Source organism: Sulfurimonas sp., from assembly GCF_014859695.1.
GTDB lineage: Bacteria > Campylobacterota > Campylobacteria > Campylobacterales > Sulfurimonadaceae > Sulfurimonas.
In genome coordinates this window covers 1-23715 of record NZ_JACUTS010000031.1, presented here as the reverse complement: position 1 = coordinate 23715, position 23715 = coordinate 1, and the positions used below count along the sequence as shown (strand labels likewise).

Genomic DNA, 23715 nt, shown 5'->3' with positions numbered 1-23715 from the left:
TGCTTTTGTTTAGTTTCGTAACACTAGTGTTTTACTGTTTACATATTTAGTTATAATCACTCATAAATTTACAAATAGGAATAACAATGGCATTTATAGAAGAGTATAGAGCGCATATAGCTGAGAGAGAGGCACTTGGTGTTCCACCGCTTCCGCTTTCTGCTGAACAAACTGCTGCATTAATTGAGATGATCAAAGCCGGACAAGGCGATATGGATCAGAATATAGATCTTCTTACAAACCGTGTTTCGCCGGGTGTTGATGATGCTGCGTATGTAAAAGCTGCATTTTTAAATGATGTTGCTTCTGAAAAAGTCAGCGTTAGGGCTATTTTACCTGCACATGCCGCGAAAATTATGGGCATGATGCTTGGCGGATATAATGTAAAGCCTTTAGTCGATGCGCTTACTTCAAAAAACTCTGAAGTAGTTGAAACTGCAAAAGAGGCTCTAAAGCACACTCTTCTCGTGTATGATGCTTTTAATGATGTAGAAGAGCTTCACAAAGCCGGAAATGCACATGCTACTGAGGTTATGACTTCGTGGGCAAATGCTGAGTGGTTTACTTCAAAGTCGGCTTTGGCAGATGAGATTACTGTTACGGTTTTTAAAGTTCCGGGAGAGACAAATACAGATGACCTTTCTCCTGCTTCTGAAGCGTTTACGCGTTCAGATATCCCACTTCATGCAAACTCTATGCTTGTTTCAAAAATGGATGACCCGATTAACACTATCAAAAAACTAAAAGAAAAAGGCAACCCTATTGCTTACGTCGGTGATGTTGTAGGAACAGGAAGCTCAAGAAAGTCAGGTGTTAACTCTGTTCAGTGGCACATGGGCGAAGACATTCCGGGTGTTCCAAACAAGCGCACCGGTGGTGTTGTTCTTGGCGGAATTATTGCTCCTATCTTTTTTGCTACATGTGAAGATTCAGGCGCGCTGCCTTTAGAGCTTGATGTTACTCAGATGGAGAGCGGTGACGTTGTTACTATCTATCCATATAAGGGCGAGGCTCATAAAGATGGCAAATGTATCGCTACGTTTAAACTAAACCCAAACACAATTACGGATGAAGTTAGAGCAGGCGGTCGTATTCCGCTTATCATCGGTCGCGGTTTAACTGCTAAGGCGCGCGGCGTTCTTGGTATGGGAGCTTTTGATGTCTTCCTAACCGCAGATCAGCCCGCAGATAGTGGTAAGGGCTACACTCTTGCTCAAAAGATGGTAGGTCGTGCTTGCGGCATGACAGGAGTTCGTCCTGATATGTATGTTGAGCCGGTAACTTCAACTGTTGGAAGCCAAGATACAACCGGACCAATGACAAGAGACGAAGTTGTAGAGCTTGCTGCACTTGGTTTTAGTGCTGACTTGGTTATGCAGTCTTTTTGCCATACTGCAGCGTATCCAAAGCCTTCAGACGTTGTAATGCACCATACGCTTCCTGATTTTATCTCTAAGCGCTCAGGTGTTGCACTTCGTCCTGGTGATGGAGTTATTCACTCTTGGTTAAACCGTTTAACTCTTCCCGATACTGTAGGAACCGGTGCAGATAGCCACACACGTTTCCCAATCGGAATCTCTTTTCCTGGTGGCTCTGGAATCGTCGCTTTTGCTGCTGTTACCGGTTCTATGCCTCTTACTATGCCTGAGTCTGTGCTTGTTAGATTTAAAGGCGAATTGCAGCCGGGTATCACACTTCGTGACCTTGTAAACGCTATTCCTTATTATGCAATCAAGCAGGGTCTTTTGACTGTTGAGAAAAAAGGTAAGAAGAACATTTTCAACGGACGTATTTTAGAGATCGAAGGTCTTCCTGATCTTAAAGCAGAGCAGGCATTTGAACTTTCAGATGCATCTGCCGAGCGTTCTGCTGCTGCATGTACCGTACTTTTAAATGAAGCACCGGTTATTGAATATCTAAAGTCAAATGTTGCGCTTATAGAAGCGATGATTGCTGATGGCTATCAAGATGCTCGTACCTTGCAGCGCCGTGCAGATAAAATGAAGGAGTGGTTAAGTAAGCCGTCTTTAATGCAGCCAGATGCTGATGCAGAGTATGCAGCAGTTATAGAAATCGACCTTAATGAAGTAACAGAACCGATAGTTGCTTGTCCGAACGATCCTGATAATGTTAAACTTTTAAGTGAAGTTGCAGGCGAGAAAATCGATGAAGTATTCCTTGGTTCTTGTATGACTAACATAGGTCACTACCGTGCTGCGGGTGAAGTTATGCGCGGTGAGGGCAAAGTTGCAGTTGAGAAATTCTGGATAGTTCCGCCGACTCGTATGGATGAGCAACAGTTGATAAATGAAGGGTACTATGATGTTTTTAAATCCATAGCTGCGCAAACTGAGGTGCCTGGTTGTTCACTTTGCATGGGTAATCAGGCAAGTGCTCGTCCAGGCTCGACAGTTTTCTCTACATCTACTCGTAACTTTGACAACCGTTTAGGTAAAGGTACTCAGGTTTATCTTGGTTCTGCTGAACTTGCAGCGGTATGTTCTAAGCTAGGCAAAATTCCTACGGTAGAGGAGTATATGAGTATTGTACCTTCAAAACTTGCCGGAAAAGAAGCCGATGTTTATAAATACCTAAACTTCAATGAGATTAAAAACTACCATCTTGAGGATCGTAGCGTAGCTGAAGAGAAATATGGTGTTAAAATTAAAGCCGTATAAGCTCTAAAACAGTGCAGAAAAGGTCTATAACCTTTTCTGCAAAACTTCACTTACTCGTTAAATCAATCTTTTATAATATCGAACTCTATAGGGTATTTTGGAATAAAAATCGACTTCTTTATTGTATGGTTCTGTTTCTGGTTCTCAAAAGTTATCTTTACTCTGTTTTCAAACTCATCCAGATATGATATAGACTCAATAAAATCGCCATTTTTAACTATGGTAAATTTCGTCTCTCTATAAAATGCCACATAGGTATTTTGATCAATTTTTTTTGCACTCGATACTATTTTGAAGAAGTCAAAGTTTGACTCTATCCTTTTAATAATTACCTGCTCAATTTCAGGCTCGACTATCGTCACTTGAAAGTCATTTATAAATACATCTTTTTTAATGGGCTCTATATAGCTCCATCTAGCATTTTGTGGCTTTAGAGCTACAATTCGCCCATGATATGTCAGTACCTTCTCTTTTTCATCGGTAATGCTCTGCGAAAAATCTGCTTCAAAGGAGGTAAGCTCTTGAAGTGATGCAAAAAGTTGCACGCTTATAAAAGTAGCAAGAAGGAGTTTTTTCATTTTGACCCTTGTTTTTGAAAAATTATATCTAAGCGATTGTTTACATATTGTTTAATATTAAATCTCTCTGCACATTTGAAAAAATCATTTTACTATTTATGCAAAATGTAATTATAAGTATGATAAAATAAAAAGAATTTCAGTGACATATGCCCGAAAGAGGGTGTTTGTCTATAATAAGGTTGCGGATGCTACAAGCATTATTCGGTAAGATATTTGGCACGACAAATGATCGTGAACTAAAAAAATATGTAAGAATTGTAAATAACATAAATATGCTGGAGAGTAAATATCAGGCTCTGAGTGATGATGCGTTAAAAGGTGCTTTTTCTGAGCTAAAAGAGAGTGTTTTAAGTGGAAGCAGAAGCTTGGATGATGTTTTGGCGGACTCTTTTGCAATAACAAGAGAGGCAAGCGTAAGAACGCTGAAGATGAGACACTTTGACGTTCAGCTCATCGGTGGGGTTGTTCTTCATGAGGGCAGGATTGCCGAGATGAAGACAGGAGAGGGAAAAACTCTTGTAGCAACTCTTCCTATTGTTCTAAACGCCATTACGGGCAAAGGCGTGCACCTTGTAACCGTAAACGACTACCTTGCTTCTAGGGATGGGAATGAGATGCGCCCTCTTTATGAATTTTTGGGTTTCAGTGTAGGCGTAATTGAAGAGAATATGCACAACCCATCTATAAAAAGAGAAGTCTACAATGCAGATATAACATACGGAACAAATAACGAATTCGGCTTTGATTACCTAAGAGACAATATGAGCTACTCGAAAGAGCATATGGTTCAAAGAGGTCACAACTTTGTTATCGTAGATGAAGTTGACAGTATTTTGATTGATGAAGCAAGAACTCCGCTTATTATCTCCGGACCTACAAACAGAACACTTCAAGATTTTGCAGATGCAAATAAAATTGCTCTGCAGTTAGTTAAAGATGAGCACTTTAGTGTCGATGAAAAAGACAAAGTAGTTCTACTAAGTGAAGAGGGTATAACAAGGGCAGAGGAGTTGTTTAAAGTTGAGAATCTTTACAGTCCTGAGAACGCTTCACTTTCGCATATATTAGATCAGGCGCTTAAAGCAAACTACCTTTTTGAGAGAGATGTGGACTATGTCGTAAATAACGGCGAGGTTGTAATCGTAGATGAGTTTACGGGTCGCCTTAGCGAAGGACGCCGTTACTCCGAGGGTCTGCATCAGGCACTAGAGGCAAAAGAGGGTGTTGAGATTAAAGAAGAGACGCAGACATTAGCCGACATTACGTTTCAAAACTACTTTAGAATGTATGGCAAACTAGCGGGCATGACGGGAACTGCACAGACCGAAGCTACGGAGTTTGCTCAGATATACTCTCTTGATGTTATCTCTATACCTACAAATATTCCGGTTGTAAGAAAAGATCTCAACGACCTTATTTATAAAACAGAAAAAGAGAAGTTTGAAGCTGTTATAAAAACAATAAAAGAGCTCTCAAAAACAGGTCAGCCGGTTCTTATCGGTACCGCTTCTATCGACAAATCAGAAGTGCTTCATGAAACACTCAAGAAAGAGAAGATAGCGCACACGGTGCTCAACGCAAAAAATCACGCGCAAGAGGGTGAGATTATTAAAAATGCGGGCGCAAAAGGTGCTGTTACAATTGCTACAAATATGGCAGGACGCGGCGTTGACATTAAAGTTAACGATGAAGTAAGAGCTCTTGGCGGTCTATATATTGTAGGAACAGAGAGACATGAGAACCGCCGTATAGACAATCAGCTCCGTGGAAGAAGTGGACGCCAAGGTGACCCGGGAACTACACAGTTTTACCTCTCTCTTGAAGACAATCTCCTTAGGATTTTCGGAAGCGATAAGATTAAGAGCATCATGGAGAGACTCGGCGTTGAAGACGGCGAATATATAGAGTCTAAGATGGTTACTCGCGCGGTTGAAAAAGCACAGAAGAAAGTTGAAAACATGCACTACGAGGGTAGAAAGCATGTCGTTGAGTATGATGATGTTGCAAACGAGCAGAGAAAAATAGTATATAGATTTAGAAATCAACTGCTTGATCCCGAGTTTGACATCTCTACAAAAATCAATGAGATTAGAGCAGAGTATATAGCGCATATATTAGGTAGTTGCGATATATTTGAGGGAGGAGAGAAAGAGGATTTCAATTTGGAAAAAGTCTTTAAGCTTATCCATGAAGAGTTAAATATAGAGCTTGACACAAAAGATTTCGCTTCTTTTGAGCATGAAGAGCTGGTGCAAAAGATTATAGAGAGCGTCAGAAAAGTATATGATGAGAAGATGAGCGTGCTTGATGAGAGTATCCGCAGTGAGATAGAGAGAGAGCTGTACCTAAAAGAGCTTGACAGTGCGTGGAGAGAGCATCTTTATGCTATGGATAATATGAAGACTGGGATTAGACTAAGAGCCTACAACCAAAAAGATCCGCTTGTTGAGTATAAAAAAGAGAGCTTTAACCTCTTTACGGAGCTTATATCCGATATTAAATTCAATACTATAAAAACGCTTCACATTATACGCTTTAGAGTTGAAGACCCAGAAGAGGAAGCAAAGAAGGTTGCTCAGCAGATGGATATCCAGAGAAAAATAACTGAGGCGGCAAGACAGTTTAATCTCTATAACGAAGAAGAGCAAAACAGCGAAAAAAAGGTCTCTAGAAATGACACTTGTCCATGCGGAAGCGGCAAGAAGTATAAGCAGTGTTGCGGTAAAAGCGGTCCTAAAAAAGGTGTATTTGCTTCTTGAAAACATCAATAGTTCCATATTTGGTAAAGCGCTTTTTGCGCTTTGACAGCGAGCAGCCATTTATCTTTTTGTCTGCATTATTGGCATTTTTGGGCATTACTCTGGGTGTCATGGTTCTTATAATCGCTATGGCGCTTATGAACGGTTTTGACAACGAGTTTAGAAAAAAACTTACCATTATGAACTACCCGTTAACCATTATTCCAAAATTTTACGGCTCCGTTAATGAAAATTTGCTCTTAGAGTTGGAATCAAAGTTTCCTGATCTTAAATTCAGTCCTTATGTACAATCCTCTGTAATGGCAAGAAGCGGTTCAAAACTTGAGGGCGGCTATATATTCGGGGTTGATTTTAAGAGTGAAGCCAATGTAAACAGCGTACTAAGAGAAGCAATTAAAGAAAACAGCTTTGATAAGTTTGATGTTTTAATAGGCAAGTCTCTTAAAGAGGAGCTTAATCTCAATACCGACGATAAACTAATGTATATATTTACGCATGTAGAGCCGGGCGGAATGTCTGTTACACCTAAGATAAAAAGATTTAACGTCAGCGGCGTATTTGATTCGGGACTTTCTGCTTACGATAAAGCGTACAGTTACACAACACTTGCTTCACTTCAGGCGATTATGAATATACCAAGTAATCAATATAGCGGAATCCATATCTTCTCCGCTAACCCACATGAAGATATACTTAAAATAAAAGAACATCTTCCAAGAAGCGTAACCATAAAAGGGTGGTGGGAAGACAATGTAAACTTCTTTGCGGCACTCGAACTTGAAAAGGCATCGCTCTTTATTGTTTTAATGCTTATTATTCTTATTGCTGCGATTAATATTATATCTTCGCTTTTGATGACGGTTATGAATAGAAGAAGCGAAATAGCACTGCTTCTTTCACTCGGTGCGACCTCTGCCGAGGTTAAGAAAGTGTTCTTGTACTTAGGCATTGTTATCGGAATGAGTGGTATTTTAGCGGGTATAGTCTTGGGTTTGAGCGGATTGTGGGTGCTTAGTACATTCGACATAGTAAACTTGCCAAAAGACGTTTATCCTACATCTACTCTGCCACTGGATTTAAGTCTTAAAGATTTTCTCTTTATTGTCATCGGAGCATTTGTTATTGTTGTTCTCTCCTCTTTTTACCCTGCAAAAAAAGCGAGTGAAGTAGATATCTTAACCGTTCTTAGAAATGAGTAGATAGAAGACTATCTCTATTTATTTTTTTTATCTTCGCTTTTAAATATTTCAAATGGGAACATAAAAGTTCTTTTTATTATGTTAAAAGGAGCTACGGCAATATCTTTGGCAATCTGAGTCGTTACATCCGGGTCATCTAGTTTGCCGGTAACCTTGAGTGTGATTGAAATATTCTCTTTTCCAAGGAGAATATAGCCGACAAGCGGTATTTTCGATACCGAACTTCCAAGATCCGTTTTTAGATTTAAATCCATATCGATACGGTTCTTCTCTATACTTGCTTCTCCAACTCCCACTATTTCAATCTCTTTTGATTTAAGATATATATCACTCATCTTATAAACGTCGTCTTTAAATTTAAAATTGATATAGGCTCTCTCGGCGGCAATTCCTTTTTTACTATATCCAGGAAGGGAGAAGGTAACGAGTGATGGGACGGTGTTTACAAAAGCGAGTATGTTGTTCAGTATCTTGTAGTCAAGTATGGTTGAATCCTTGATGTTTATCATTCCGTCAAACTCTTTTAGAGAACCGTTTATAAAAAACTCTAAAGAGCCACCCTTAAATTTAGAGAGAGCAAAAAGTTTATCCATAAACTCATCCCCAAACTCATCTCCGTAGAGATAGATTTTATCATCCCTTAGGGTAAAGATGGCGCGACCTCTGTTGTGCAGAAGCTCAGCGGATATGGTTCCATCAATATACTTTAAGTCGATTCTATCTGAGACTATACGTCTATTTTCTGCCAGATATAAAAATGAGTTTTGTGTTTCAATGTAGAGCTTTGTTTTGCTGTTCAACTCTTGTGTGCCCTCTATTTTTGTAAAGTAGCTAATAATCTCTTTTATATTTATCCCAATGTTTTTAGCGTTAATTTTAATCTCGTCCATGATTTGCACATCAACCACGTTGTTGATTGTAAAGTCTGTTTTTTTCGTATCTAAATTATAGCTGCCCTCTGCCGTATAGCTCTCGATTTGCTTATCCAGTGTTGTTAAAAATTTATATTTATACTCACTTTGGAGCAAAAACCCTATGCTTCTTTGTTTCTCTTTTTTTTCTATCTTTAAGCTTCCATTTGTCAAATCATACTTTTTTAATATTTTTGAGTGTTGTGAGATTTTTTCAAGAGATTTTGCATCTACTCTCCACCCATAGTTGTCGCTAATATACTCAAAATCATATTTTTTTGAGCCTATAACCGTCTTCTGCTCCTTATGGTGCAGGAGAAGCTCTATATTTTCATCTGCCTTAAACAGCTCATTAAACTCGTTGTCATACATTGCAAAATCTTTTAAAATTACTTCTGCGCTTGAGCTTTTTGGATTGTAATTAAGGCTTATTTTCGATTTAAGCGTATCGTTGTAGTTTATTACTATATTATCTGCTTTTATTGAATCTTGTGTGATGTTAAATGCTACATTTTGAAACATTGCTATTTTTTGATCTATCTTTATAGAGATTGCTTTTTTCGATGATATGGTTATTGCACCTTTCTCATAAAGCAGCTTCAATGCAGGAGTAGGCTTGCTTACTTCCATACCCTCTTTATTTATTTTTATTATATCAATATCTAAATCGGCTCTGTTTGATTTAAAAGAGATATCTCCCGATAGCAAAGCCGATCCAAATTCAGGAACAACTACGGAAGTGACGGGTAGATGAGCTTTTAACTCATTCATCTTAAAAGGCACTTTTATGGCACTGACCTCTATTCTCTTTCCTTTGTACTCCCATGTTGACTTCCCGATTGAGATATAGTCCTCTTTTGGCAATATATTGTAGACGGCAACTAGTTTTTTCTTGTTTGCAAGTGCCAAAGAGCTCTCTTTATGAGCAATCCTGTCAAATTTTAGTGTAAGCTTGCCTTTTGACTCTTTTGTGTCAAGCTCCATATATGCATCTGCAGAGGCAATATCTTTGTACTTTGCAGAGATATTCTCAACTTTGACATAGCTATTTTTTAGAAACATGTCGGCATTTGCCACATCAATATCCAACCCAAGATAGTTGATTTGAGCATTTCTTACATAGAAACTTCCATCTGCTTCAACATCCAATGTTCTTAAGTTTACACCAAGTGTTAAATCAGTCTCAACCTGACCTTTGTTTTGGATAAAAGGGAGTTTTATCTCATATCTCTCAAGCAAAGAGACTATATCTTTATTTGCTTGAGCTTCAAAGAGAAGGTGTAGCGTTAAAAGCTCTTCCTTTTTGGCAAAATCAATCTTTAACCAGCTTCTATCCAGATAAAAATCGTATGAATATGCCTGTTTTGGTCTAATGTAAAGCACCCCATCTTTAAACTCCAGATCGGTTTTAGCGGAATTGACGGGTGCGAGTTTTTGGTCATAGGTGTATTTCAGATTATTTGCAGTGGCCTTAGCATGAAGGTTCAAATATGCCTTTTCAAGGTTTTTATACTCAAACCAGCCGCTAAAACTCTCAATAGACAAGCTTGACATCTCTATAGCGTCATCTACCCAATACTTTATATTTGGCTCTAGGGCAAAAAGAGTGACTATTTTTTTTGCATTTTTTATGAGCTGTTCTGATTCAAGTTCGTAAAAGAGTTTTTGAGTATCTCCGTGAAGATGCAGGTTGAAGTTTGTCTCATCATCCAAATATATATTTAAGAGCGCCGTAAAACTAAGCTCCTTCTTGGCCTTTAAAATAATGGAGCCGTTAATGTTCAAGCCCTTTTCAAAAGCTTTTAACTCCTCAATTGTTATGTATAGCAGACCGCTGTTTGGCAGAAGAGAGCCCTTTAGAGTAAATGTATTTGATGCAAGATAGAGATAACCTTTTTGATCATCTATATATTTTACCTTTCCCTCGATGCCATCTAGGGTAATTTTTTCAATTGCAAGCTCTTTTAGCCAGTCTGTAAAGGGGAGCATCTCTTTTACTATTTGAAGGATTTGTTTATATTGGATTTCAGAGTTTTTATTGCTACTGTTTTTAGCAACAGTAATCTCATTTGCACTGATGGTTATTTTTTCGTCCCATTTAATGTATAATTTCTTAACTTTAATATTTTGGAATGATATATCATCTATATAGAGTCCATTTTGCAGAAGTACAAACGCCCAAAAGAGTAGTATAAATATGAACGACAAAACAGTTATAAGTATAAAATGGATTTTTGAGATTGTGCTGATTATTATGTTGTCGTTCATGTATTACCTAAATAAGCCTATAAAATCCCCACAGGTAATATATATCCCCACAGGTTCTATTAACAAGATTATAACACATTTGAGTGATAAAAATTTCAATGTAGGCAAACTGGATTCACTGCTGTTAAGGGTGATGGGTTCTCCTCAAAGCGGCTGGATAAACGTAGGAACTACACTAAGCACTAGAGGCGATTTTTTATACAAACTCACAACTGCAAAGGCTGCGCTTCAAAATGTTACTTTAATACCTGGTGAGACAACATATATTTTTCTAGACCAGTTGGCAGAGGAGCTGAATCTTCAAAGAGATCTCTTGCAAAAAGAGTATGAACTTCAGAGTAAACATATAGAGGGCGCATTTGTGCCCAATACATACAGTTTGCCGATGGGTATAACAGAAAGTATAGCGATAAAGATACTTTTAAACGAATCGCTCTCGCAGATGAAGAGTTTGTCAATGAAGATTTTTGGAAACTATAATGAGAAGAAATGGTTTCATTTTGTAACAATCGCATCTATTATTCAGAAGGAATCTGCAAATATAGAGGAGATGCCTCTGGTTAGTTCGGTTATATATAACAGGCTAAAAAAAGGTATGAAACTGCAGATGGACGGTACCCTCAATTATGGAAAATACTCACACATCAGAGTCACTCCAAAGATGATAAAAGAGGATAGCTCATCATACAATACTTACCTGCACAGCGGCATTCCTACGGCTCCCGTCTGCAATGTGAGTTTTGATGCCATAAAGGCTGCAATCTTTCCTGCGCAGACTAATTTTCTCTATTTTATGAAATCAAAGAGCGGTACACACAATTTCTCGCGTAACTATTCTACACATTTGCTCAATATAAAGCGCGTTACCAAATGAAACAGTTTTATGAAATAAAGTAATCTTTACATCTGCTTACCTCAGATTATTACATCTTAGTGATATCATTGACTTTGTAAATTTTCATACACTTGATGAAAATAAAAATATAAACTTGAGGAAACACAATGTCGAAAATTATTTGGTCAAAGATTGATGAAGCACCGGCTTTAGCAACTTATTCGTTATTACCAATCGTAAATGCTTTTACTAAAGCAGCGAGTGTTGAAGTGGTTTTAAGTGATATTTCACTGGCGGGCAGAGTTTTAGCTACGATGGGTCTTGCAGAAGACGAGCTCTCAAAGCTTGGCGAAGTTGTTTTACAAGAAGATGCAAATATTATCAAGCTTCCAAATATTTCAGCTTCAGTTGGTCAGCTTAAAGATTGTATTGCTGAGCTTCAAGCTCAAGGTTATGATGTTCCTAACTATCCTGAAAACCCGGCAGATGATGCCCAAAAAGCTATTCAAGCTAAATATAGCACATGTTTAGGTTCAGCAGTTAACCCTGTTCTTCGTGAAGGTAACTCTGACCGTCGTGCTGCAGTTGCTGTTAAAAACTTTGCTAAGAAAAATCCTCACAGATTAAAAGCTTTCTCAGAGAACTCAAAAGCTTACGTTGCACATATGGAAGGAGATGGCGATTTTTATGGAAATGAAAAATCTGTAGTTTCTGATAAAGATCAAAAAGTGACAATCGCACTAAACGGTAAAGAACTAACAACCATTAAAGCATTGGCCGGCGAAGTTCTTGATGGTACGTTTATGTCAATCAAAGCTCTTCGTGCATTTTATAAGCAAACAATCGAAGATGCAAAAGCAAAAGATGTTATCTGGTCACTTCACTTAAAAGCGACTATGATGAAAATCTCTGATCCAGTTATGTTTGGTCATGCATTTGAGATCTTCTTTGGAGATGTTTTTGCTAAATACGCAGATACATTTAAAGAGTTAAATGTTAATCCTAATCAAGGTATGTCCGACTTAGAGAAAAAAATCAAAGGTCACGCTAAAGAGGCTGAGATTAAAGCTGCATTTAAAGCTGTACTAGATTCTGATGCACCAAAACTTGCAATGGTTGACTCCGAAAAAGGTACTACAAACTTCAATGCATCTAACGATGTAATTATCGATGCTTCTATGCCTGTAGTTGTTCGTGAAGGCGGCAAGCAGTGGGATAGAACTGGTGCAGCGCTAGAGACTGTTGCGGTAATTCCTGATTCTACTTACGCAATGTTCCATGCTGAAATGGTAGCTGATTGTGTTAAAAACGGTCAGTATGATGTAACTACTATGGGTACTATGCAAAACATCGGTCTTATGGCTCAAAAAGCTGAAGAGTACGGTTCTCACCCAACTACATTTGTGCTCTCAGAAGCGGGTACCGTAACGGTTACAACTGAAGATGGTAAAGTATTGATGAGTTCTGAGTGTGAAGCCGGTGATATTTGGAGAATGTCTAGAACAAAAGATATTCCAATCAAAGACTGGGTTCGTTTAACAGTTGAGAGAACAAGAATTGAGGGTATCCCTGCAGTATTCTGGTTGGATGAAAACAGAGCTCACGATGCTGAAGTTATGAAAAAAGTTAAAAAATATTTAGCTGATTTTGATACAACCGGTTTAGATATTCAATTTATGAATGTTACTGATGCAACTAGATTTACAAACACTAGAATCAGACAAGGATTAAATACAATCGCTGTAACTGGTAACGTTTTACGTGATCACTTAACAGACATGTACCCGATTTTGGAGCTTGGAACATCTGCGAAGATGCTTTCAATCGTACCATTATTAGCAGGCGGTGGTCTATATGAGACTGGTGCGGGCGGATCTGCGCCTAAACATGTTGAGCAATTTTTAGCAGAGGGTCACTTAAGATGGGATTCTCTTGGTGAGTTCTTAGCGCTTGCAGAGTCTTTAAGATTTTTAGGTCATAAACACTCAGATGCTAAACTTTCAGCTTTAACAGCAGCTTTAGACAAAGCAAATGAAGGCTACTTGGATAACTCAAAGGAGCCTTCAAGAAAAGCCGGAGAGCCAGATAACAAAGCTTCTCACTTCTATTTAGCACAATATTGGGCAAAAGCATTAGCTGAGGGTGAAAATGCTGAGTTAGCAGCTAAATTTGCTCCTATTGCGGCTGCTCTGGAGGAGAATGAAGCAAAAATTATGCAAGAGCTTTTAGCTGTTGAAGGTAAGCCACAAGATATCGGTGGTTACTTCCATCCAAATGATGCAAAAGCTGAAGCTGCGATGAGACCCTCTGCAACACTAAATGCTATAATAGACAGCATCTAATTATCTAACAATAAAGAGTTCTTCTCCTGCATGCAAGCCATGCAGGAGATGCTCTGTTTTTCTTTTTATGTGAAACCCGTTGGTTCTACACAAAAGGCAAAAAAGTCTTTACATGATAATTTAAAGATACCTAAATAGTATTTGATTAAAATATCGTAATAATTTACTCAAGGAGTGCGTATGAATCAAGGAAAAAGAGTAGGAATAGTAGGCGCCGGAAATGTCGGTGCAACAGTAGCTTACTCTCTGGCAATGCTTGGTTCTTGTCATGAGATAATTCTTCGTGATAACAAGATTGATGTTGCCAAAGGAAAAGCGCTCGATATGAGTCAAGCTGCTTCAGCCGTAAGAAGTCACACTATGGTTAGTGTAGCTGAAGATATGTCTGATTTGACAAACTGTGATGTAGTTGTTGTAACCGCAGGAAGCCCAAGACTTCCTGGCATGAGCCGCGATGATTTGCTTATGATAAATGCAAATATTACCAAAGAGGTTGTTCAAGGCATTGCGAAATACTCTCCCGATGCAATCATAATCATGGTCTCAAATCCGCTTGATGCTATGACTTATGTAGCGCTTAAGGAGAGTGGTTTTGAGAGAAGCCGTGTTATCGGAATGGCCGGTATTTTAGATAGTTCAAGAATGGCTAGTTTTATACAGGAAAAACTCGGATACGGCGGGGGTCAGATTCGTGCGTCAGTTATGGGCGGTCACGGTGATGACATGGTTCCTCTTCCACGCTACTCGACTGTAGCAGGCGTTCCTCTTGCAGATCTTTTAACATCTGCAGAGATTGATGAGATTGTAATTCGTACGCGTAACGGCGGTGCTGAAATTGTTAGTCATCTTAAGACGGGTTCGGCATACTATGCACCGGCAAAATCGACGACTATAATGGTTGAAGCTATTTTAAAAGATACAAAACAGATTCATCCATGCGCGGTATATCTAGAGGGTGAGTATAGCTACTCTGACGTAGTTTCAGGTGTGCCGGTAATGCTTGGCGCAAACGGCGCTGAGAAAATTATTGAGATAACTCTTAATGACACAGAGAAAGAGATGTTTAAAAACTCATGTGACTCTGTTAAAACTTTGATTGACACGTTAAATAGAAATAAATTTTTTGAAGGAGAACAAATTTGAACACTCGTATTGAAAAAGACACAATGGGTGAAATAGATGTCCCAATGGATGCCTATTGGGCGGCGCAGACTCAAAGATCGATAGAGAACTTTGCTATCGGCGAAGAGACTATGCCTTATGAGATAACAAGAGCGTTTTCGTATCTTAAAAAGGCTGTAGCACTTGTAAATAAAGATTTGGGCAAGCTTGATGCAAAAAAAGCCGATGCAATTGCGCAGGCTTGCGATGACATGTTAGCAGGCAAACTTGATGGAAACTATCCGTTGGTTGTTTGGCAGACGGGCTCAGGCACACAGTCAAATATGAACAATAACGAAGTTCTTGCAAACCGTGCCACAGAGATATTAGGCGGCGATTTTAGAGTTAAGAAATTAGTTCATCCAAACGACGATGTAAACAAATCACAAAGCTCAAACGATACCTATCCGACAGCGCTCCATGTAGCGGCTGTTATTGCAGTAGAGACTCGTGTTTTACCGGCTATTGCCAAACTAAAAGCTACTCTTGCGCAGAAGTCTGCTAAATTTGAGTCAATTGTAAAAATAGGGCGTACGCATCTTCAGGATGCAACTCCTTTAACTCTTGGTCAAGAGATTAGCGGCTGGGTTGAGATGCTAAACAAGTGTGAAAAAATGGCTAAAGATTCTCTTGAAGCGGTTCGCGAGCTTGCACTTGGCGGAACAGCGGTTGGAACAGGTCTTAATGCTCATCCTGAACTTGGAGAGAGAGTCGCTAAAAAATTGACGGAATTGACAGGGCACGCATTTGTAACTGCACCAAATAAATTCCATGCACTCACTTCACATGATGCTTTGGTTTTTGCTCACGGCGCACTCAAAGCACTCTCGGCAGATATGATGAAAATTGCAAACGATGTAAGATGGCTAGCTTCTGGTCCAAGATGTGGAATAGGGGAGATTACTATTCCTGAAAATGAGCCGGGCTCTTCAATTATGCCGGGCAAAGTAAACCCGACTCAAGCTGAAGCTGTAACCATGGTTACATGTCAAGTTATGGGAAATGATACGACAATTGGTTTTGCGGCTAGTCAAGGTAACTTCCAGTTGAATGTTTTCAAGCCGGTAATCGCATACAACTTTTTACAGTCTTGCCGTTTACTTGCTGACTCCATTGTCTCTTTTAACGACCACTGCGCCGTTGGAATAGAGCCTGTTGAAGATAAAATTGATTTTTATTTGCAAAATTCGCTTATGTTAGTTACGGCTCTTAATCCATATATTGGTTATGAAAATGCGGCCAAAATAGCAAAAACAGCACATAAAAACAATTCAACTCTCAAAGAGACGGCAATAGAGCTAGGTCTTTTGAGTGCCCAAGAGTTCGATAAATATGTCATACCGCAAGATATGATAGCACCTAAGTAAATTTAACCAAGGAGAATAGATGAATATACATGAATATCAAGCAAAACAGATTTTTGCTAAATATGGCATTCCTACGCCAAAAGGTCTGATGGCTGAGAGCGTAAAGCAGGCAGTTATTAATGCAGAAGAGCTGGGCGGACCTATCTGGGTTGTTAAAGCTCAGATACATGCAGGCGGTCGCGGATTAGGGGGCGGGGTAAAACTTGCTAAAAGCATTGATGAAGTAAAAAAATTCTCAGAAGAGATTCTTGGGATGACTTTGGTTACTCATCAAACAGGACCTGAGGGCAAATTAGTTCAAAAACTCTACATCGAAGAGGGTGCAGATATAAAAGATGAACTTTATCTTGGTATTGTTCTTGACCGTGCACGCGAAATGCCTGTTATTATGGCTTCTACAGAGGGCGGTATGGCAATCGAAGACGTTGCGCATGATACACCTGAGAAGATTATCAAAGTAGCGGTTGATCCTGCTATCGGCTTTCAAGGCTTTCATGGAAGAGAGTTGGTTTTTGGTTTAGGTATTACAGACAAAGCGGAGCAGGGTAAATTTATTAAACTTGCAGCAGCGCTCTATAAACTCTACTTAGAAAATGATGCTGAAATGATAGAGATAAATCCTCTTGTAAAAACCGGTTCCGGAGATTTTATAGCACTTGATGGCAAGATGGGATTTGATGACTCTGCACTTGGGCGTCACCCGGAGATTGAGTCGATGAGAGATATTAGCGAAGAGGATGCAGATGAGCGTGAAGCTAGTCAGTATGGTCTGAGCTATGTGAGCCTTGATGGTGAAATCGGCTGTATGGTAAACGGGGCAGGGCTTGCTATGGGTACTATGGATACGATTAACTACATGGGAGGAACTCCGGCAAACTTTCTAGACGTTGGCGGTTCTGCTAACGCTGAAACTGTTGCAAAAGGTTTTGAAATAATTCTTAAAAACCCTAAAGTAAAAGCAATTTTTGTAAATATTTTTGGCGGAATTGTTAGATGTGACCGTATTGCAAACGGAATCTTAGAAGCAACTAAGCTTGTTGATGTTCATGTGCCGGTTATTGTTAGACTCGATGGTACAAATGCACCCGAAGCGGCAGAGATTTTAAGAAATGCAAATATTGCAAATGTCACATCGGCAACAGACTTAGCAGATGGCGCGGCAAAAGCGGTAGCTGCAGCAAAACAAGCCTAAGCGCTGTTTCTTTAGAAAAGGAGAGTAAGTTTTATGAGTATATTGGTAAATAAAGATACAAAAGTTATCGTTCAAGGTTTTACGGGTAAAGAGGGTTCTTTTCATGCTGAGCAGTGTTTGGCATACGGAACAAAAATTGTAGGCGGAGTTACTCCAAATAAAGGCGGAACTGAGCATTTAGGAAAACCTGTTTTCAATACCGTTAAAGAGGCTGTTGCATCTACGGGCGCAACTGTTTCAATGATTTTTGTTCCGCCTGCTTTTGTAGCCGATGCCGTTATGGAAGCTGCTGATGCAGGTATTGAACTTGCTGTCATTATTACAGAAGGTGCTCCTGTCCGTGACATGCAGGCAGCTAAAGCGTACGCGACAAAACATAGCATGAAAACAATAGGACCAAACTGTCCGGGTATCATAACTGCCGAAGAGTGTAAGATCGGCATTATGCCTGGCGTGATTTTCAAAAAAGGAAATATTGGACTTATCTCAAAATCCGGAACACTTACTTACGAAGGTGCAAACCAAGTTGTAAAACAAGGTTTTGGAATCTCTACGGCAGTCGGTATTGGCGGAGACCCGATTATCGGGCTTTCTTATAAAGATCTTCTGCCGATGTTTGAAGCAGACCCTGAGACACATGCTATCGTAATGATTGGTGAGATAGGCGGAGACCTTGAGATACAAGCAGCAGCGTTCATAAAAGAGCATATTACAAAACCTGTTGTTGCTTTTATAGCAGGTCAAACTGCTCCAAAAGGTAAAAGAATGGGTCATGCCGGAGCTATCGTTTCAGGCGGAGCAGGGACTGCAGCAGAGAAGATGGCTGCACTAGAGGCAGCGGGCGTGAAAGTGGTCGTTTCTCCGGCTGATATCGGCAAAGCGGTAGCAGAGGTACTCTCTAGATAAGTATTGCCTCTTTGTGCGAGCTTCATTAAGTAACATTAACGGTACTAAGAAGCGCCATTAGCACAATTTCAGAGCAATATTAATTAAAGTAGGTTAACCTATCTGTAAAAATAAGTAACAGTTTAATGTAGTGACGTAGAGATACTTCACATGTTGTACTGCGCTTCAAAACAAAAGAGGAGAATAAATGGGAACTTTTAAAACTGAGAATCCAGGCAATCAACCTGTTTGGGTAAACACAAACAACTGCAAAGCTTGCGATATTTGTGTTTCAGTATGCCCTGCGGGCGTTCTTGGAATGGTGTATGAACCTACATCAACTCTTGGTGCTATGATATCTGTTCAGCATCCAGAGTCTTGTATAGGATGCATGGAGTGTGAATTGTCATGTCCGGACTTTGCTATATTTGTAGCAGAGAAGAAAGAGTATAAATTTGCAAAATTAACTGATGACTCAAAAGAGCGTCAAATAGCTATTGTAGCAAATAATTATATGTCACTAGAACAAAAAGGAGCTAAGTAATGGCAACTAGAGAAGTTATTTCAAGCGGTAATGAATTATCTGCATTGGCGGCAAAAGATGCGGGATGTAGATTTTTTGCAGGTTATCCGATAACTCCATCAAGCGAAATTATGCATGAGTTGTCTGACATGTTGCCAGAGATCGGTGGAGCTTGTATCCAGATGGAAGATGAGATTGCAGGAGTTGCAGCAGCAATTGGTGCGGGAATGAGCGGCGTTAGAACTATGACAGCAACTTCAGGTCCCGGTATTTCACTAAAAGCGGAAAACCTTGGTTTGGCTCAAATGACTGAAGTTCCTTTGGTTGTAGTGAACGTTATGCGCGGTGGTCCATCAACAGGTCTTCCGACTCGTGTATCTCAAGGTGACGTTGCTCAAGCAAAGAATCCTTCACATGGTGACTATAAATCAATCACGCTATGTGCAGGTTCATTGGCAGAGTGCTATACTGAAACCGTAAGAGCATTTAATTTGGCAGACAGATTTATGCAGCCTGTATTTGTTCTACTTGATGAGACACTCGGTCACATGCACGGAAAAGCTATGCTCCCTACAGAAGAGGAAGTAAAAGCTGGGATAGTTCCTAGAAAAACGTTTGACGGTCCTGCGGAAGAGTATTTTCCATATGGGTGCGAGCATGATCAGCCGGCAGTTTTAAACCCGATGTTCAAAGGGTATCGCTATCACTTTACTGGCTTACATCACGATAAAAAAGGTTTTCCTACTGAAGAGATAGAGACTTGTAGAAAACTTATCCAGAGACTTGAAGACAAAGTTGAACTTCATAAAGATGAGATTGAACTATACGAAGAGTTCAATACGGATGATGCTGAAATATTGATAGTTGCTTATGGCTCAGTTTCACTTGCTGCTAAAGAGGCGATTAGACACCTAAGAGAAGATGGTATCAAAGCCGGTCTATTTAGACCTATAACGCTTTGGCCAAGTCCTGCGGAGAAGATGAGAGAGCTTGCAGCTAGAATTCCGAAAGTTTTATGTGTTGAGTTAAACATAGGGCAATACAGAGACGAAGTTCAACGTGCTACAGGTAGACTTGATATAAATGGTCTATTTAAAGTAAACGGAAGACCAATCTCTCCTTATGAAATAGTAAATAAAGTAAAGGAGCTCTAAGATGGCATTTAATTATGAGAACTACTTAAGATTAGAGAAAGTACCAACTCTTTGGTGTTGGGGTTGTGGCGATGGAGTTATTTTAAAAGCTTTCATCAGAGCCGTCGATAAGCTTGGACTTAATAAAGATGATGTTTGCGTAGTATCGGGAATTGGATGCTCTGGAAGATTTTCATCTTACATTGATTTCAATACCGTTCACACAACGCATGGTAGAACAGTTGCTTTTGCAACGGGTATAAAATTAGCAAATCCTGACAAGCATGTTATTTGTGTAGCCGGCGATGGAGATGCACTTGCAATTGGCGGTAATCATACTATTCACGGATGCAGAAGAAATATAGACATCACTATGATAGTTATAAACAACTTTATCTATGGTTTAACAAACTCTCAGACGAGTCCTACAACTCCACAGGGTATGTGGACAGTGTCTCAAAAAGCCGGTAATATAGATCCTACTTTCAATGCTACTAATTTAGCAATAGCTGCGGGAGCATCTTTTGTCGCTAGAGAGAGCATGATAGACCCTAAAAAACTTGAGAAAATTTTTGTTAAAGCTATCGAACATAAAGGTTTTGCATTCCTTGACGTATTGTCAAACTGCCATATAAACCTAGGAAGAAAAAACAAAATGGCTTCTGCAATGGAAAATCTAGCTTGGATAGATAACATTACTGTTTCTAAAAAGAAATATGATGCTATGAGTGAAGAAGAGAGAAAAAATCTTTTGCCTACAGGAATTCTTAAAGAGGATACAGAAGCAAAAGAGTACTGTGACATGTACGCAGAAATAATCAAAGTTCATCAAGGTAAGAGAAAAATACTTACTCAAGATGACTTTGAGAAAAAAATATAAGGAGAGCGCAATGGCTAGAACATTAATGAGATTTACCGGTGTCGGTGGGCAGGGCGTTCTTCTTGCGGGTGAAATCTTTGCTGCAGCAAAGATTAAAACAGGTGGTCATGGACTAAAAACTGCGACATATACGTCTCAGGTTCGTGGCGGACCAACGGTTGTTGATATTACACTTGATGATGATGAGATATACTATCCATATGCAAATGACGGTGAGATTAGCTTTATGCTCTCTGTTGCACAGGTAAGTTATGATCAATTTAAAAAAGGTGTGCAAGACGGCGGAACTATAGTTGTAGATCCAAATCTTGTTAAGCCTAGTGATGAAGATAGAAAAAAATGGAATGTAATTGAGATTCCAATTATTACTATTGCAAAAGAAGAGGTCGGTAATGTTATTACTCAATCGGTTGTTGCACTTGCAATAGCAAATACAATTATGAAACCTCTCGATAGAGAAGTTTTAATTGAGACGATGCTCTCGAAAGTACCTGCTAAAGTTCATGATGTAAATAAAACAGCATATGATCTTGGTGAAAAGTATGCTAACGAAGCAATGAAAAAATAACTACATTTTAAAGACGGTCTCTAAAAGACCGTCTTTTTTTTAAATTATTCTTCAATATTAAATAGTATGAATATTCATATTAAAAAATATCACACTCTGATACTTTCCCAAAAGAACTCCACATGCTTTTCGAACTGCGTTGAAAGAGCTGTTGTAGGCGTGCTGTCAAATCTTAAAAGCGTAATCTGAAGCCTTATATAGAATAGGGTGGATATAAACTCATACGCAACCATCATAGGATCTGCAGATCGTACTAACGAGTGCTGCATCATAATAAAAAATGCCTCTGAGAGCATTTTGATATTCTCATCGTGAAATTCGTTCATAAACTGCTCTCTGAGCTCCTTATTTTGAAACAACTCTATCATTAGCAATCTAAACATATTCTCATTGTTTTTATCGAACGTGAGAAGCTTATACTGCATAGCAAATTTTTGTAAAAAAGCCTTTCCTTTTAACGCAGACTCTTTTATATCAGCACTATCTTCTGAGAATGGAGTGGTGAATATCTCTTTTGCGACACATAAAAATATCTCCTCTTTGTTTTTGAAGTGATTATACAAAGCACTCTCTCTTATTCCCACCGCTGAAGCGATTTTTCTCACACTTGTAGCATTGTAACCATGCTCAGAGAAGAGAGTAGATGAAGCTTTTATGATCTTTTGCTTTGTATTTGATTTCTTTGGAATCGTCGTGTTTTCGGGCATTTTCTAACCTTTTTTAGTATATGAACAACTGTTAATTTAAATAAAATTATATATGAACAGTTGTTAATCTATGCTTAGAGTATATGAACAATCGTTCATTTAATAAGTTTAGATAATGAACAACTGTTCATATTGTTTAAAAACATACTTAAAGCAATTTTTTTGTACAATTTTATAGGTACAACAGATAGTTACTTGATTGATTTCAAGAGGAAAGTCCGAGCTGCTATAAGACAGTGTTCCATTTAACTAATGGCCGTAGTGATACGAGGGAAAGTGCAACAGAGAGCAGACTTCCATTTTTAGTTTACTAAAAGTGGTAAAGGTGAAAGGGTGGGGTAAGAGCCCACCAGTCTCTATAGCAATATAGAGAGCTTGTAAACCCAACATGGCAGCAAGAAACAGATGGTCAGCGTCTTAATGGAAAGAATGCGGTGGGAACACTGCATCTCTTCTTATGCTACTGTTTCGCTAGAGTTACTATGTAAATAGTAAAGTAGATTAATACTATCAAAACAAAACTCGGCTTATGTTGTGCCTAAATAAACTCTCATACTTTTTAATATTAACACTGCCCGAACCTACACAAGGCGCAAAACTATTTTCAAGAGAATTTACATTATGTTAATCAAGTTGATATTCTTCCAATATAATCAAAACAACAGAACTATTTCAATACACTTTTATGTTTAATACAAGCATGTAATTAGATTAAAACAATAATTCAATAACAAATAAAGAGAATCATAGATGAGCAGAAAAGAGAAATTAATACAAGATATTCAAAATTTACTTAATAGCTATGAGGGAATTCATAAGACTTCAATCAATCCTGATTTACTTAAATTCATGGATGAAGAGACACTTCTAAGTATTGTAGACTCTCTTCTTAGGCAAAAAGAGGAGTTCTCAAAGGGAGGATCTGACTTGGAGTGGTTGGAAAAGTTTAAAAAATATGATTAACAACGCCCTGCTCGTGCTTTTTAGTTCTGTTTTAATTCAATTCAATTATTTACTGTTTGATTTGTTACCCAATTATCTGCTATAATCCCTTCATATTTAAATGAAGGATTTTGTATGTCTAATGTAGATTTAGTTCAATTAACCGAAGAAACGAAGAAATTAACCGCAATGGTTGTGGAGGATGAAAAAGTAGCTAACGAGCTTTTAAGCTCTACTTTTAAAAACTTTTTCGCTGATGTTAAGTCATGTTTTAATGGAAAGGAAGCTCTTGAAGCCTATTCAAAATCAGCTCCTGACATAGTTTTTGTAGATATTATAATGGCTGAAATGGACGGAATTGAGCTTTCACGCAAAATTCGTGAAATAAATCCAAATCAGATTATTATTGTCATATCAGCAAGTAACGATATTGAGAAGATATCTGAATCTATTGAAGTGGGTGTAAATAGTTTTATTCAAAAACCAATAGATACTAAAAAGATAATTGAATTATTATCAAGTGTTGTATCTATGATAAACAAAAAGAAGAAAATTGAGACTAAAACATTCTCAATCTCACTTCCTTTAGATCTGTACGAAATCGTAAACGATAACGCAAAGGCTGAGAGCATCTCTAAAAATGCCGTAATAATAAGAGCTTTACGCAATTTTTACGAATAAATACCTTTTGTTTACTAGGTAAATCCGATGAAAAATAAAATTTCACTTAAAAGCTCATCGAAGCTCTGAAAAATATCCCGGATTATAGAGTTGATATAGGAAA

Annotated in this window: 18 protein-coding genes and 1 other RNA gene; 16 read left to right on the top strand and 3 right to left on the bottom strand. The window is 38.6% G+C overall.

Annotated features, from left to right (window positions below; translation table 11 throughout):
- Positions 1–86 precede the first annotated feature (86 nt).
- Positions 87–2678, top strand: a complete 2592-nt coding sequence (gene acnB / locus IBX42_RS07080) for a bifunctional aconitate hydratase 2/2-methylisocitrate dehydratase (protein WP_294930869.1) — start codon at positions 87–89, stop codon at positions 2676–2678.
- Between the two features lie 62 nt (positions 2679–2740).
- Here the strand turns inward: acnB and lolA are convergent, their stop codons facing one another.
- Positions 2741–3256 carry a LolA-like outer membrane lipoprotein chaperone gene (gene lolA / locus IBX42_RS07075; RefSeq protein ID WP_294930867.1) on the bottom strand — a complete coding sequence of 172 codons (516 nt, stop codon included), beginning with the start codon at positions 3254–3256 and terminating at the stop codon, positions 2741–2743.
- 188 nt (positions 3257–3444) lie between these two features.
- On the opposite strand from lolA, the gene secA reads away from it, so the two are divergent.
- Together secA and IBX42_RS07065 are read left to right on the top strand one after the other, a co-directional pair.
- Positions 3445–6018, top strand: a complete 2574-nt coding sequence (gene secA / locus IBX42_RS07070; protein WP_294930865.1) for a preprotein translocase subunit SecA — start codon at positions 3445–3447, stop codon at positions 6016–6018.
- Positions 6015–7217 (top strand): ABC transporter permease, encoded by a 1203-nt coding sequence (locus IBX42_RS07065; protein ID WP_294930863.1) that lies wholly within the window; start codon positions 6015–6017, stop codon positions 7215–7217. Before secA ends, IBX42_RS07065 begins: the two co-directional genes overlap by 4 nt.
- A 14-nt stretch (positions 7218–7231) precedes the next feature.
- Here IBX42_RS07065 and IBX42_RS07060 read toward each other — a convergent pair whose 3' ends face one another.
- On the bottom strand, positions 7232–10396 hold the full coding sequence (locus IBX42_RS07060) for an AsmA-like C-terminal domain-containing protein (protein WP_294930861.1): 3165 nt from the start codon (positions 10394–10396) through the stop codon (positions 7232–7234).
- Between IBX42_RS07060 and mltG the strand changes: the two genes are divergently transcribed.
- The 10 genes from mltG (at position 10326) to IBX42_RS07010 (ending at position 21282) form a co-directional block, all read left to right on the top strand.
- Positions 10326–11270 (top strand): endolytic transglycosylase MltG, encoded by a 945-nt coding sequence (mltG, locus tag IBX42_RS07055; protein WP_294930859.1) that lies wholly within the window; start codon positions 10326–10328, stop codon positions 11268–11270. The genes IBX42_RS07060 and mltG overlap by 71 nt on opposite strands.
- Positions 11271–11398: 128 nt before the next feature.
- Positions 11399–13573: an NADP-dependent isocitrate dehydrogenase gene (locus tag IBX42_RS07050; RefSeq protein WP_294930856.1), complete on the top strand. Its 2175-nt coding sequence runs from the start codon at positions 11399–11401 to the stop codon at positions 13571–13573.
- Positions 13574–13753: 180 nt separating this feature from the next.
- Positions 13754–14716, top strand: coding sequence for a malate dehydrogenase (gene mdh, locus IBX42_RS07045; RefSeq protein ID WP_294930854.1), 963 nt, complete (start codon positions 13754–13756; stop codon positions 14714–14716).
- Positions 14713–16101 (top strand): class II fumarate hydratase, encoded by a 1389-nt coding sequence (gene fumC / locus IBX42_RS07040; RefSeq protein ID WP_294930852.1) that lies wholly within the window; start codon positions 14713–14715, stop codon positions 16099–16101. Before mdh ends, fumC begins: the two co-directional genes overlap by 4 nt.
- 19 nt (positions 16102–16120) lie before the next feature.
- A complete protein-coding gene (gene sucC / locus IBX42_RS07035) occupies positions 16121–17293 on the top strand; it encodes an ADP-forming succinate--CoA ligase subunit beta (protein ID WP_294930850.1) in 1173 nt (390 codons plus the stop codon).
- Positions 17294–17326: 33 nt separating this feature from the next.
- Complete coding sequence (sucD, locus tag IBX42_RS07030) at positions 17327–18199, top strand: succinate--CoA ligase subunit alpha (RefSeq protein ID WP_294930848.1); 873 nt, start codon at positions 17327–17329, stop codon at positions 18197–18199.
- A 187-nt stretch (positions 18200–18386) separates the two neighbouring features.
- On the top strand, positions 18387–18722 hold the full coding sequence (locus IBX42_RS07025) for a 4Fe-4S dicluster domain-containing protein (RefSeq protein WP_294930846.1): 336 nt from the start codon (positions 18387–18389) through the stop codon (positions 18720–18722).
- The gene (locus IBX42_RS07020) at positions 18722–19855 is read left to right on the top strand and encodes a 2-oxoglutarate synthase subunit alpha (protein ID WP_294930844.1); all 1134 of its coding nucleotides are present in this window, start codon (positions 18722–18724) and stop codon (positions 19853–19855) included. Before IBX42_RS07025 ends, IBX42_RS07020 begins: the two co-directional genes overlap by 1 nt.
- A gap of 1 nt (position 19856) precedes the next feature.
- Positions 19857–20714 (top strand): 2-oxoglutarate ferredoxin oxidoreductase subunit beta, encoded by an 858-nt coding sequence (locus IBX42_RS07015; protein ID WP_294930842.1) that lies wholly within the window; start codon positions 19857–19859, stop codon positions 20712–20714.
- A gap of 10 nt (positions 20715–20724) precedes the next feature.
- Positions 20725–21282, top strand: a complete 558-nt coding sequence (locus IBX42_RS07010) for a 2-oxoacid:acceptor oxidoreductase family protein (RefSeq protein ID WP_294930840.1) — start codon at positions 20725–20727, stop codon at positions 21280–21282.
- An 89-nt stretch (positions 21283–21371) separates the two neighbouring features.
- Here IBX42_RS07010 and IBX42_RS07005 read toward each other — a convergent pair whose 3' ends face one another.
- Complete coding sequence (locus tag IBX42_RS07005; RefSeq protein ID WP_294930838.1) at positions 21372–21989, bottom strand: TetR/AcrR family transcriptional regulator; 618 nt, start codon at positions 21987–21989, stop codon at positions 21372–21374.
- 175 nt (positions 21990–22164) lie between these two features.
- Between IBX42_RS07005 and rnpB the strand changes: the two genes are divergently transcribed.
- The 3 genes from rnpB to IBX42_RS06990 all read left to right on the top strand — a co-directional run bounded on the left by rnpB (position 22165) and on the right by IBX42_RS06990 (position 23612).
- Positions 22165–22534: RNase P RNA component class A (gene rnpB / locus IBX42_RS07000), an RNA gene on the top strand.
- A 205-nt stretch (positions 22535–22739) separates the two neighbouring features.
- Entirely contained in the window at positions 22740–22952 is a 213-nt protein-coding gene (locus tag IBX42_RS06995) for a hypothetical protein (RefSeq protein ID WP_294930836.1), read from the top strand.
- Positions 22953–23066: 114 nt separating this feature from the next.
- Positions 23067–23612, top strand: a complete 546-nt coding sequence (locus IBX42_RS06990; RefSeq protein WP_294930832.1) for a response regulator — start codon at positions 23067–23069, stop codon at positions 23610–23612.
- Positions 23613–23715: the final 103 nt, after the last annotated feature.